Raw genomic sequence first — 13,446 nt, 5'->3', positions numbered from 1 at the left:
CCGCATGACGAAGGACCCGAACGACACGCCGCCGCCTCACGATCCGGATTCGCCCGACGGCGCGCCCGACACGCCGCCGCGCGCGCCGCGCCGCGGCCGCGCGTGGCGTGTCGTCGCGTGGACGCTCGCGACGGTCGTGCTGCTCGTCGTGCTGGCGGCGGGGCTCGTGCTGGGCGCGGTGACGACCGAGCGCGGGACGCGGCTCGCGTGGCAGGCGGCCGGCAAGGTGCTCGGCACGCGGCTCGCGGGCACGCTCGAAGGGGGCTCGCTCGCGACCGGCGTGCGCCTGCGCGGGTTCGCGTGGACCAGCCCCGACGGCACCGGCACCGAGGTGCGCATCGACCGCCTCGACGGCCGCTGGGCGCTGACGCGTGCGCCGTGGCGACTGTCCGTCGCATATCTGCGCGCCGGCACGATCGACGTGCGGATCGCGCCGGGGCCGTCGACGCCGAGTACGATGCCGCAGGACCTGAGCCTGCCGCTGCAGGTGCGGATCGACGACCTGCGCGTCGACCGCCTCGCCATTCACGAAGGCGGTTCGACGACGCAGCTCGACCATCTCGCGCTGAACGGCCGCAGCGACGGCCGTCACCATGAACTCGTGCTCGACGGCGTCGACACGCCGTACGGCGCGCTGACCGCGCGTGCGAAGCTCGACGGCGTGAAGCCGTTCGCGCTGACGGGCGAAGCCACCTATGCAGGCAAGCTGTCCGACGAAGCGGTCGACGCGCGGGCCCGCGTGTCGGGCTCGCTCGAGGCGCTCGTCGCCGAGGTCGATGCGAGCGGGATGAAGCTGAACGGGCGCGCGCACGTCGAGGCCGCGCCGTTCGGCGCCGTGCCGCTCACGCGCGCGACGCTCGCGTTCGATCACGTGAACCCGCAAGCGCTTTCGCCCGGCGCGCCGGCGGCCGATCTCGCGGTGCGCGCGGAACTCGCGCCGGTGACCGCGCCGGCAGGTTCGGCGTCGGCGAAGGGGTTCGCGGTGACGGGCCCGGTGTCGATCGTCAACGCGAAGCCGGGCACGCTCGGCGACCATCTACTGCCGCTGATCGACGCGCATGCGAACGTGCATCTCGACGCGCACGCGCAACGGATCGACGGCCTCGCGCTGAAGCTGATCCGCGACGGCAGCGTGACGGGCGGCGGCACGCTCGCGGGCGGCAAGGGCCGCTTCGACCTGAAGGTCGCGAACCTCGACCTGAACGCGTTCGTCGCCGAGCTGCGGCCGATGCGCCTCGGCGGCCCGCTCGGCGTCACGCTCGCGGGCGACGCGACGACCGTCGATTTCGACCTGAACGACCCGAAGCTCGCGCTCGGCGCGCGCGCCAAGGTCGCGCTGACGCAGAAGCAGACCGTGCTGACCGACGCGCGCGTGACTGCGGCCAAGGGGCGCATCGACCTGACCGGCGTATTCCGCCACGACGCGCATTCGAGCTACGACGCGAAGGCGACGCTCACCGCGTTCGATCCGCTGCTGCTCGCCGCGACGAGCGCACCGAAGGCGGGCGGCGGCAAGGCGCCAGCGAAGGCCGCCAGGGTGCCGGCCAAGCGCGGCGAGACGCGCGTGTCGGGCACGTTGACCGCGTCGGGCGCGTTCGCGCCGCAGGTCTCGACGAAGGCGACCTTCAAGCTCGCCGACAGCCTGTACGACGGCGTGCCGCTGACCGGCGCCGGCGTCGTGCAGCTCGCCGGCTCGCGGATCCTGCCGAGCAACGCGACCCTGTCGATCGCCGGCAACCACGTCGACCTGCGCGGCAGCTTCGGCGCGCCCGGCGACCGGCTGCGCTTCGTCGTCGACGCGCCGCAGCTCGACCGGCTCGGCTTCGGCGTCGAAGGGCTCGTGCAGGCGCAGGGCGACCTGACCGGCAGCTTCGCGCATCCGAACGTGATGGCCACCTACAAGGCCGAGCACGTCGTCGTCGGGTCGAACCGGATCGGCACCGCACAGGGCCGCGCGGACATCCGCGACGGCGCGCACGGCGCACTCGTGTTCACGGCCGACGCGGCCGACATCGCGCTCGGCTCGTTCAAGCTGAAGTCGTTGCGCGCGAACCTCGACGGCACGCGCGCGAAGCACACGTTGGACGCGTCGGCGCTCGGAGCGGCCGGCGGCCGCGTGATCGACCTGACACTCGCGGCGAACGGCGGCGTGGTCGAGAATCGCGACGGCATGCGCTGGGACGGCACCGTCACGCGTCTCGCGAATCGCGGCACGCCGGCGCTCGCGCTGCAGGCGCCGCTGACGATATCGGCCGGCGCCGGCCGCGTGACGCTCGGCGCGACGCGGCTCACGCTCGAAGGCGCGGCGATCGACCTGAAGTCGTTCGTGTTCGATCGCGGCCAGATGCGTTCGGCCGGTTCGGTGAGCGGCGCGTCGGTCGCGCGTTTCCTCGAAGTCCGCCAGGAACTGACGGGGCAGCGGCCGCCGGTGCGCACCGACGTCGTGCTCGATGCCGACTGGGATTTCTCGCTCGGCGCGAACGCGACGGGTTACGTGCAGGTGAAGCGCCGCGGCGGCGACGTGACGATCGAGACCGGGCGCGGCATCGCGTCGCTCGGCCTGACCGATCTGTCCGCACGCGCGAGCTTCGCGCCCGGCAACCGCCTCAACGTGACGGCGCTCGCGAAGGCGAGCCGGATCGGCACGCTCGATGCGAACGTCGCGGTGCCGTTCGCGCTGCGCGACGGCGTGTTCGGGGTCGTCGACGACGGTCCGCTGTCGGGCCGCATCGATGCCGACATCCCGGCGCTGAAGACCACCGGCAACCTGTTCGGGCCGAGCTATCTGCTCGGCGGACGCGCGGCGCTGAAGCTGACGGTCTCCGGCACGCCGGTGAAACCGAACCTGTCGGGGACGCTGACGGGCGACGAGCTCTCCGCGACGCTCATCGACCAGGGCGTGCAGCTGAAGGACGGCATCGTGCGCGTGAAGCTGTCGGACAACCTCGTCGAATTCCAGCAGGTCGAATTTCACGGCGGCGACGGCACGCTGCGCGCGCTCGGCCGCGTGCGCCTCGACGGCGAGGCGCCCGACCTGACCGCCAGCATCGTCGCGGACAAGCTCGAACTGTTCGCGGCGCCGGACCGCAAGCTGTCGCTGTCGGGCAAGGCCACCGTCGCGAACGACGGGCCGCGCGGCGCGTTGTCGATCGACGGCAAGTTCGTGGTCGACCGCGCGCTGTTCGACCTGCCGGAGCAATCGGCGCCGCACCTGTCCGACGACGTCGTGATCGTGCAGCCGGACGGCACGGTGCGCGGCGAGACGCCGACCGGCACCGCGGCCGCGAAGCCGAAGCCGGTCGAAAACAAGCCGGCGCCGTCGCTGGCGCCGCGCGCGAACATCGACGTCGGTCTCGGCAACAACTTCCGCTTCAAGGGGCACGGCGCCGACCTCGGGCTGCGCGGCACGATCACCGTGATGAGCGCACCGGGCGTGCCGCTGCGAGCGGTCGGCAACGTGCGCGTGACCGAAGGCTCGACGTACACGACGTTCGGCCGCAAGCTCGCGGTCGAGAACGGCTTCTTCACGTTCAACGGCCCCGTGTCGAACCCGGGCGTCAACATCCTCGCGATGCGGCGCAACCAGGAGGTCGAGGCCGGCGTGCAGGTGACGGGCACGATCCAGTCGCCGACGGCCAAGCTGGTGTCGGAGCCGAACGTCACGGACAACGAAAAGCTGTCGTGGCTGCTGTTCGGGCACGGCACCGACCAGGGCAACAACGTCGGCCAGCAGGGGGCGATGACGGCGGCGCTCGGGCTGCTCGGCAGCGTGACCGGCAAGCGGGTCGCGCAGACCTTCGGTCTCGACGAGGTCTCGGTCGGCCGCAGCGAAGTCGGCCTGACCGATCCGCAGGTCGTGCTGGTGTCGAAGGCGATCAACGAGCGGTTCGTGCTCGGCTTCGAGCAGGGGCTGCAATCGGCGAGCAACGCGTTCAAGGCGACGATCAACCTGACGCGCTTCTGGTCGGTGTCCGCGTACGGCGGCACGTTCCAGGGCGTCGACCTGAACTACACGCGGCGTTTCGATCGCTGGTTCGGGCAGCGCTGAGCGCGGGCGCGGCGTAGCGGGCGGCAATGAAAAAGCCCCGCACGATTCGACATCGTGCGGGGCTTTTTTTGCCGGCAGCAGCGCGTTCGGCTTACTTCACGCGCATGCCGGGCTTCGCGCCGCTGTGCGGCTCGAGGATGTAGAGGCCCGGTTCCGCCTTTTCGTCGGCGGCCGACGCGGCGAGCACCATCCCTTCGGACAGGCCGAACTTCATCTTGCGCGGCGCGAGGTTCGCGACCATCACCGTCAGCTTGCCGACGAGCTGCTCCGGCTGGTACGCGGACTTGATGCCCGAAAACACGTTGCGGGTCTTTTCCTCGCCGACGTCGAGCGTGAGCTGCAGCAGCTTGTCCGAGCCTTCGACGGCCTGGCACGCGACGATCTTCGCGATGCGCAGGTCGATCTTCGCGAAATCGTCGATCGAGATCGGCGCGTCGTCGGCGCCGTTCGCGGCGGCCGGCTTCGCGTTCGCGTTGGCATCGCGCTTCGCATGCTTCGCGGCGTTCGCGCTCGCGGCGGCTGCACCCGTCGCTTCAGCCTGCAGCGAATCGCGGTTCGCGGCGAGCAGCGCTTCGATCTGCTTCGCATCGACGCGCGTCATCAGGTGCTGGTACGCCTTGATCGGCTGCGCCGACGACAGCGGCTTCGCGGCATCGGCCCACACGAGCGGCGCGATCCCGAAGAACGCCTCGACCGCTTCGGCGACGCGCGGGATCACCGGCTTCAGCGCGAGCGACAGCAGGCGGAAGGCCTCGAGGCTCACGCTGCAGGTTTCGTGCAGCGCGACCGCGTTGGCCGGATCCTTCGCGAGATCCCACGGCTTCGCGCCGTCGACGTACGCGTTCACTTCGTCCGCGAGCTCCATCGTGTGGCGCAGCGCGCGGCCGTATTCGCGTGCTTCGTAGCTCGCGGCGATCTGCGCGATCGCATCGCGCAGCTTCGCGACGAGCGGATGATTCATCGCGCTGTCCTGCACGCGGCCGTCGAAACGCTTGATCAGGAAGCCGGCCGCGCGACTCGCGATGTTCACGTACTTGCCGACGAGATCGCTGTTCACGCGCGCCTGGAAGTCGTCGAGGTTCAGGTCGATGTCTTCCATCGTCGCGTTCAGCTTCGCGGCGAAGTAGTAGCGCAGCCACTCGGGGTTCAGGCCCGTGTCGATGTAGCTCCGCGCGGTGATGAACGTGCCGCGCGATTTCGACATCTTCGCGCCGTCGACCGTCAGGAAGCCGTGCGCGAACACGTTGGTCGGCGTGCGGTGGCCCGAGAACTCGAGCATCGCCGGCCAGAACAGCGTGTGGAAGTACAGGATGTCCTTGCCGATGAAGTGATATTGCTCGGCCTTCGAGCCCGGGCGGATCCACGCATCGAAATCGATGCCGTTGCGGTCGCACAGGTTCTTGAAGCTCGCGTAGTAGCCGACCGGCGCGTCGAGCCACACGTAGAAATACTTGCCGGGCGCGCCGGGGATCTCGAAGCCGAAGTACGGCGCGTCGCGCGAGATGTCCCAGTCGGCGAGCTTGGCTTCGCCGGCGTCGCCGAGCCATTCGCGCATCTTGTTGGTCGCTTCGGGCTGCGCGAGGCCGCTCACCCATTCGCGCAGGAACGATTCGCAGCGCGGGTCGGACAGGCGGAAGAAGTAGTGTTTCGAGGTCTTGCGCACCGGCGTCGCGCCCGACACGACCGAATACGGATTCAGCAGATCGGTCGGCAGGTACGTCGAGCCGCACACTTCGCAACTGTCGCCGTACTGGTCCTTCGCGTGGCACTTCGGGCACTCGCCCTTGATGAAGCGGTCCGGCAGGAACATTTCCTTGACCGGATCGTACGCTTGCTCGATTTCGCGTTCGGCGATCAGGCCGGCTTCCTGCAGCGCGAGATAGATCTTCTCGCTCAGCACGCGGTTCTCGTCCGAATCGGTCGAGTAGAAGTTGTCGAACGACACGCCGAAGCTGTCGAAGTCGCGCTTGTGCTCGGTCCACACGCGGGCGATCAGCTGCTTCGGGGTCAGGCCTTCCTGCTCCGCGCGCAGCATGATCGGCGTGCCGTGCGTATCGTCGGCGCCGATGTAGTAGACCTCGTGGCCATGCATTCGCAGCGCCCGCACCCAGATGTCGGTCTGGATGTACTCGACCAGGTGGCCGATGTGGATCTGCCCGTTGGCATAGGGCAGTGCGGACGTAACGAGGATCTGGCGGCCGCCTTGCGGCGCCGCAGCCTGCACGGAAGTGAGGTCGGATGCGGACATAGGGTCTGGAGAAGAACAGCGGGAAAAACGACGGGAAACCGCGATTCTAGCAGGGGCGCGGGCCAGCGCGGCGGGCACGCGCCGCGGACCGGGTGAAGGAAGGGACGAGGCCGCGCATGCGGCGCGCCCGACAGCGTCATGCTGCACTGCAGCACGAATTTCGCGGGCAAAAAAAACCGGGGCGGATACGGCCCCGGAGCAACAACGACAAGAGGAGAATGGTGACGCGCCGGCAACACCAGCCGCGTACCGTAAATACTGACCACGGCCTGCGACAGAAGTTCGAAAAATTTTTCGATTTGTTACCGGCCCCGCCGAAAGCCTTGTGAGGCGGGGCTGTGCGGGCAGGACGCCCGCACGTTTCCTCTCGTGGTCGCGCTTACTGATGCTGTTGCGGCGCGCGCAGGTAGATCTCGACGCGGCGGTTTTGTGCGCGGCCGGCTTCGGTCGCGTTGTCCGCGATCGGGTTCGATGCGCCCATGCCTTGCGCCGACAGACGGCCGCCGTTCACGCCGCGCTGCACGAGCGCGTTCACGACGCTTTGCGCGCGGTTCTGCGACAGCGTCTGGTTCAGCTGCGCCGAGCCCGTGCTGTCCGTGTAGCCGACGATCGACGCCGTCACTTGCGGGTTCTGGTTCAGCGTCGTCGCCAGGTCGTTCAGCAGCGGCGTGAACGCCGGCGTGATCGCGTACTGGTTCGTCGCGAACGTGACCGAGCTCGGCACGTTCAGCTTCAGCGAGCCGTCCGGCTGTTCGGTGACCTGCGTACCCGTCTGCGCGGCCGACGGCGCGAGCTTGTTCTTGATCGCTTGCCAGTTGTAACCCGTCACGCCGCCGACCAGTGCGCCGACGCCCGCGCCGATCGCCGCGCCCTTGCCGCCGCCGGCCAGTGCGCCGATCCCAGCGCCCAGCGCCGCGCCCGTGCCGGTGCCGACGGCCGTATTGTTGCCCTGCTGCGTGGCGCAGCCTGCCAGCAGCGCGCCGGCGAGTGCGAAGACGGACAGGCGAGTCGCGATTTTCATGTTCATGTTGGATTCCTCTCTTGGTTGAACGAGTCGACAACGACGACAAACAACAGCTACGGCTCCCTGCGCGGGCCGGCCGAAAAAGGAAGGCCGGCCTGCGCTCGCGGCAGCCGCCGAGGCGGTCGCATGCCCTGTCCGTCAGCGTGGCTGTTCGGACAGCGCGACGCGTCAGCCTCTACAATATAGGCGGTAAGTGGCCGATTTGGCCCTATAGCGTGCCGCACGCGAAGAGTGCGCCGGGTCGCGCGTTCGCGCAATGGCGTGCAACAGATTCTTTCACTTTTCCCGATTTTCGCAGCGTAATTTGATATTTTTTGACGTTTGCGTGCGAGAAAAACGTTTTCACGGAGTTTCGATGAGCATTGACCGGGCACAAGTCGACGCCGCACTGGCGGCAGTCGTCGACCCCAATACCGGCCGGCCGTACGCGGCGAACAAGGGCGTGCGCAACGTCGCGATCGACGGCGATGTCGTGGCGCTCGACGTGGTGCTCGGGTATCCGGCGCGCAGCCAGCACGACGACGTGCGCGCGCGCGTCGCCGCGGCGCTGCAGGCCGTGCCGGGCGTGCGCGATGCGCGCGTCGCCGTGTCGCAGGAGATCGTCGCGCATACGGTGCAGCGCGGCGTGAAGCTGTTGCCGAATGTGAAGAACATCGTCGCGGTCGCGTCGGGCAAGGGCGGCGTCGGCAAGAGCACGACGGCCGTGAACCTCGCGCTCGCGCTCGCCGCGGAAGGCGCGTCGGTCGGCATCCTCGACGCCGACATCTACGGCCCGTCGCTGCCGACGATGCTCGGCATCCATGGCCAGCGCCCCGAGTCGCCGGACAACCAGTCGATGAACCCGCTCGTCGGCCACGGGCTGCAGGCGAACTCGATCGGCTTCCTGATCGAGGAAGACAACCCGATGGTGTGGCGCGGCCCGATGGCGACGTCCGCGCTCGAGCAACTGCTGCGCCAGACCAACTGGCGCGAGCTCGACTATCTGATCGTCGACATGCCGCCCGGTACGGGCGACATCCAGCTCACGCTCGCGCAGCGCGTGCCCGTCACCGGCGCGGTGATCGTCACGACGCCGCAGGACATCGCGCTGCTCGACGCGAAGAAGGGGCTGAAGATGTTCGAGAAGGTCGGCATCCCGATCCTCGGCATCGTCGAGAACATGAGCATCCACATCTGCTCGAACTGCGGCCACGAGGAGCACATCTTCGGCGCGGGCGGCGCGGAGCGGATGGCGAAGGATTACGGCGTGAACGTGCTGGGCAGCCTGCCGCTCGACATCGCGATTCGCGAGCGCGCCGACGGCGGCACGCCGACGGTTGCGGCCGAGCCGGACGGCGCGCTGGCGCGGCGCTACCGCGATATCGCGCGCGGCGTCGCGCTGGCGATTGCCGAGCGATCGCGCGACATGACGTCGAAGTTCCCGTCGATCGTTGTTCAAAATACGTAAAACCCTTGCGGGGCGGGGCCTCACGCTGTTTACGGCGCCGCGAGGCGCGGTATCATGGCGACTTTTCCCGGGTCCCTTTACCCACCCGGCGCGGCCGTCGTCTCGGACGGCCGCCAGCCGGTATGAGGATCGAATGAAACAACGACATCACGGCGTGCGCGCCGGCCGCGCGCGGCGCGCGCTGCTGGCCGCCGCCGCGCTGGGCCTGCTGGCCGGCTGTACCTCCTTTTCCTCGTCGCACGAAAAACGGGCCGACGCGCAACTGCAGCCGACGGTCGGCTCGCAGGCGCGCGGCGCGGTGACGTTCGTCGAGCGCCCGGACGGCGTGCAGGTCACGTACAACCTGGTCGGCCTGCCGCCGAACAGCGATCACGCGCTGCAGGTGCACGAACGCGGCGACTGCAACGCGGGCGACGGCTCGAGCGCCGGCCAGGTGTTCGCGCCGGCCGCCGACCGGCTGCGCGCGGGCGCGCGCGTCGCCGGCGATCTCGGCAACATCCATGCGGATGCGAACGGCGTCGCGGCCGGCTTCATCGTCGCGCCCGATCTGGCCCTCGACGGTGTGCGCTCGGCGATGAACCGCGCGGCGCTGGTGCACCGCGATTCGAGCGACCCGGCGTTTCCGCAGCATGGTGCGGGGCCCGCGCTGGCTTGCGGCGTGATCCGTTGACGGCCGCCGCGTGCGTGAGCCGATGATCGCGTAAAATGTGCGCCTTTCCCGGCCGCCGCCTGGCGCGAGCGGCCCTTCCCGACTGTCACGCAGCGTTTCCTGGCGCCCCGATATGAAACGACCCCAACGCTCACTTCGTTCGCTGTCCCACGAGGGGACGGTCAGCCCCTCCGGGACGTCCCTGCGGAGGCCGGCATGAGCATCAAGTCCGACAAATGGATTCGGCGCATGGCCGAAGAGCACAAGATGATCGAGCCGTTCGTGCCCGATCAGGTCCGCGCGTCCGAGGACGGCCGCCGGATCGTCAGCTACGGCACGTCGAGCTACGGCTACGATATCCGCTGCGCGGACGAATTCAAGATCTTCACGAACATCAACTCGACGATCGTCGATCCGAAGAACTTCGACGAGGGCTCGTTTGTCGATTTCAAGGGCGACGTGTGCATCATCCCGCCGAATTCGTTCGCGCTGGCCCGCACCGTCGAGTATTTCCGCATCCCGCGCACCGTGCTGACGGTCTGCCTCGGCAAGTCGACCTACGCGCGCTGCGGGATCATCGTCAACGTGACGCCGTTCGAACCCGAGTGGGAAGGCTACGTCACGCTGGAATTCTCGAATACCACGCCGCTGCCCGCGAAGATCTACGCGAACGAAGGCGTCGCGCAGGTCTTGTTCTTCGAGAGCGACGAGGTGTGCGACGTGTCGTACGCCGATCGCGGCGGCAAGTATCAGGGTCAGCGCGGTGTCACGCTGCCGAAAACCTGATCTGGTTGCATAACGTCTCACCAGTTTCCGGGTGACCGCTGCGCGTGACGCGCCGCGGTCGTTCTTTTTGGAGAATCGCCCATGAAGTTTCGTTTTCCCGTCGTCATCATCGACGAAGATTTCCGCTCCGAGAACATCTCGGGCTCCGGCATCCGGGCGTTGGCCGAAGCGATCGAGAAGGAGGGCGTCGAAGTCCTCGGCCTCACGAGCTATGGCGATCTGACGTCGTTCGCGCAGCAATCGAGCCGCGCGTCGTGCTTCATCCTGTCGATCGACGACGACGAACTCATGCTCGGCGAAACCGGCGCGGACGGCGAGCTGCCCGAGCTCGCGACCGCGATCATCGAGCTGCGCGCGTTCGTCGCCGAAGTGCGCCGCCGCAACGCGGACATCCCGATCTTCCTGTACGGCGAGACGCGCACGTCGCGGCATCTGCCGAACGACATCCTGCGCGAACTGCACGGCTTCATCCACATGTTCGAGGACACGCCGGAGTTCGTCGCGCGCCACATCATCCGCGAAGCGAAGGTCTATCTCGATTCGCTCGCGCCGCCGTTCTTCAAGGAGCTCGTCAAGTACGCGGACGAAGGCTCGTACTCGTGGCACTGCCCCGGCCACTCGGGCGGCGTCGCGTTCCTGAAGAATCCGCTCGGCCAGATGTTCCATCAGTTCTTCGGCGAGAACATGCTGCGCGCGGACGTCTGCAACGCGGTCGACGAACTCGGCCAGCTGCTCGATCACACGGGCCCCGTCGCGGCGTCCGAGCGCAATGCGGCGCGCATCTTCAGCGCCGACCACCTGTTCTTCGTGACCAACGGCACGTCGACGTCGAACAAGATCGTCTGGCACGCGACGGTCGCGCCCGGCGACATCGTGCTGGTCGACCGCAACTGCCACAAGTCGATCCTGCACGCGATCACGATGACGGGCGCGATCCCGGTGTTCCTCACGCCGACGCGCAACCATTTCGGCATCATCGGGCCGATCCCGCGCGACGAATTCAAGCCGGAGAACATCCGCAAGAAGATCGAGGCGAACCCGTTCGCGCGCGAGGCGATGCGCCAGAACCCGGACATGAAGCCGCGGATCCTGACGATCACGCAGAGCACGTACGACGGCGTCGTCTACAACGTCGAGATGATCAAGGACCTGCTCGGCGACCTGCTCGACACGCTGCACTTCGACGAAGCATGGCTGCCGCACGCGACGTTCCACGATTTCTACCGCGACATGCACGCGATCGGCGACGGCCGTCCGCGCACGGGCGCGCTCGTGTTCGCGACGCACTCGACGCACAAGCTGCTCGCCGGCATCTCGCAGGCCTCGCAGATCGTCGTGCAGGATTCGGAGAACCGCACGTTCGACAAGCATCGCTTCAACGAGGCGTACCTGATGCACACGTCGACGAGCCCGCAGTACGCGATCATCGCGTCGTGCGACGTCGCGGCCGCGATGATGGAGCCGCCGGGCGGCACCGCGCTCGTCGAGGAATCGATCGCCGAGGCGATCGACTTCCGCCGCGCGATGCGCAAGGTCGACGCCGAATACGGCGACGACTGGTTCTTCAGCGTGTGGGGGCCGGACAACCTGTCCGAGGAAGGCATCGGTTCGCGCGAAGACTGGATGCTGAAGCCGAACGACCACTGGCACGGCTTCGGCCCGCTCGCCGAAGGCTTCAACATGCTCGACCCGATCAAGGCGACGATCATCACGCCGGGGCTCGACGTCGACGGCGAGTTCGGCGAGACCGGCATTCCGGCCGCGATCGTCACGAAGTACCTGGCCGAGCACGGGATCATCGTCGAGAAGACGGGCCTGTACTCGTTCTTCATCATGTTCACGATCGGCATCACGAAGGGCCGCTGGAACTCGATGGTGACCGAGCTGCAGCAGTTCAAGGACGACTACGACAACAACCAGCCGCTGTGGCGCGTGCTGCCGGAATTCGTCGCGCAGCATCCGCGCTACGAGCGCGTCGGCCTGCGCGACCTGTGCACGCAGATCCACGACGTGTACCGCGCGAACGACATCGCCCGCCTGACGACGGAGATGTACCTGTCGGACATGGAGCCGGCGATGAAGCCGTCGGACGCGTTCGCGAAGCTCGCGCACCGCAAGATCGACCGCGTGCCGCTCGACGAGCTCGAAGGCCGCGTGACGAGCATCCTGCTCACGCCGTACCCGCCGGGCATTCCGCTGCTGATCCCGGGCGAGCGCTTCAACAAGACGATCGTGAACTACCTGCGGTTCGCGCGCGACTTCAACGAGCGTTTCCCGGGCTTCCACACCGACATCCACGGCCTCGTCGCGGAAGAGGTGAACGGCCGCGTCGAGTACTTCGTCGACTGCGTGCGCGACTGATGGCGACGCACGAACGACTCCGGACGATGCGCGCGGCGCTGGCCGCGCTCGTCGTCTGGGCGGCAGGATTGATGGGGCTCGCAGGCGCGGGTGTCGTGCACGCGGAAGTCGCGGCGGCCGACCCGATCGACGTCGCGATGCGGCAGTGCCTTGCGCGGCGCGACCGGTCGTCGCCGGCCGGCCAGATCCAGTGCATGGGCGAAGCGCAGCAGCAGTGGCAGGCAGTGATGGACGGCGCGTATCAGCGCCTGTCGAAGGATGCGCCGGCCGACGCGAAGCGCGGCTGGCAGGAGAGCCAGCGCCGCTGGCTCACGTGGCGCAAGGACGAAGTGCAACTGCTGAAGGCCGTGTACGACACGACGCGCGGCACCGCGTATGCGATGTCGAGCGCCGACCTGCAACTGCAGCCGGTGCGCGATCGCGCGCTGGCGCTGCGCGGGGCGGCCGATCGCTATGCACCGCCGCCCGCCGCCGTGCCGGTCGCGGCGACGAGCGGTGCGCAGGGCAGTGCGGCTGCACCGGCCACCGCCAAGCCGGCGAACGCGCCGCGCGATCCGGCGATCCGCCGCGTGCGGCCGTGCGCGCAGGACGCCGCGTGCGAACACGCGCTGTTCGACCTGAACCGCTATTACCAGAAGCTGCGCCGCAAGATGCCCGCGCATTCGGCCGCGACGCTCGTGCGCGCGCAGCGCGCGTGGGTGGCGTTCCGCGATGCGACGGCGCCGCTCGTCGGCGAGGACGGCCGCGTCGACCTGATCGGTGCGCGCATCGCGACGATGAAGCGGCTGTCGGAGACGGCCGGCAACCGGTAGGCATCGCCGCGATGCCGATGATCCGGCACGGTAACGCAAACGGGCACCCGAGGGTGCCCGTTTGCGTTGGC

Annotated in this window: 8 protein-coding genes; 6 read left to right on the top strand and 2 right to left on the bottom strand. The window is 68.4% G+C overall.

Features of this window, described 5'->3' with window-relative positions:
• Positions 1–4: 4 nt before the first annotated feature.
• The gene (locus WS96_RS20360; RefSeq protein WP_059834998.1) at positions 5–4,048 is read left to right on the top strand and encodes a translocation/assembly module TamB domain-containing protein; all 4,044 of its coding nucleotides are present in this window, start codon (positions 5–7) and stop codon (positions 4,046–4,048) included.
• A 91-nt stretch (positions 4,049–4,139) separates the two neighbouring features.
• Here WS96_RS20360 and metG read toward each other — a convergent pair whose 3' ends face one another.
• Both metG and WS96_RS20350 read right to left on the bottom strand, forming a co-directional pair.
• Positions 4,140–6,296, bottom strand: coding sequence for a methionine--tRNA ligase (metG, locus tag WS96_RS20355; RefSeq protein WP_059834909.1), 2,157 nt, complete (start codon positions 6,294–6,296; stop codon positions 4,140–4,142).
• 379 nt (positions 6,297–6,675) lie between these two features.
• On the bottom strand, positions 6,676–7,323 hold the full coding sequence (locus WS96_RS20350; protein ID WP_006485420.1) for an OmpA family protein: 648 nt from the start codon (positions 7,321–7,323) through the stop codon (positions 6,676–6,678).
• Positions 7,324–7,675: 352 nt separating this feature from the next.
• Here WS96_RS20350 and apbC point away from each other — a divergent pair, with 352 nt between their 5' ends.
• The 5 genes from apbC (at position 7,676) to WS96_RS20325 (ending at position 13,375) form a co-directional block, all read left to right on the top strand.
• Positions 7,676–8,767 carry an iron-sulfur cluster carrier protein ApbC gene (gene apbC, locus WS96_RS20345; RefSeq protein WP_059824954.1) on the top strand — a complete coding sequence of 364 codons (1,092 nt, stop codon included), beginning with the start codon at positions 7,676–7,678 and terminating at the stop codon, positions 8,765–8,767.
• Positions 8,768–8,900: 133 nt separating this feature from the next.
• Positions 8,901–9,437 (top strand): superoxide dismutase [Cu-Zn], encoded by a 537-nt coding sequence (gene sodC, locus WS96_RS20340; RefSeq protein WP_034208121.1) that lies wholly within the window; start codon positions 8,901–8,903, stop codon positions 9,435–9,437.
• Between the two features lie 195 nt (positions 9,438–9,632).
• Complete coding sequence (dcd, locus tag WS96_RS20335; RefSeq protein ID WP_006398615.1) at positions 9,633–10,202, top strand: dCTP deaminase; 570 nt, start codon at positions 9,633–9,635, stop codon at positions 10,200–10,202.
• Positions 10,203–10,283: 81 nt separating this feature from the next.
• Positions 10,284–12,563, top strand: coding sequence for an arginine/lysine/ornithine decarboxylase (locus WS96_RS20330; protein WP_059782305.1), 2,280 nt, complete (start codon positions 10,284–10,286; stop codon positions 12,561–12,563).
• Positions 12,563–13,375 (top strand): lysozyme inhibitor LprI family protein, encoded by an 813-nt coding sequence (locus tag WS96_RS20325; protein WP_059834907.1) that lies wholly within the window; start codon positions 12,563–12,565, stop codon positions 13,373–13,375. Before WS96_RS20330 ends, WS96_RS20325 begins: the two co-directional genes overlap by 1 nt.
• The last annotated feature ends 71 nt before the right edge of the window (positions 13,376–13,446 follow it).

Origin of the sequence: Burkholderia sp. MSMB1835 (genome assembly GCF_001526365.1) — a bacterium.
Taxonomy (GTDB): Bacteria; Pseudomonadota; Gammaproteobacteria; order Burkholderiales; family Burkholderiaceae; genus Burkholderia.
This window is presented reverse-complemented; position numbering and strand designations above follow the sequence as displayed.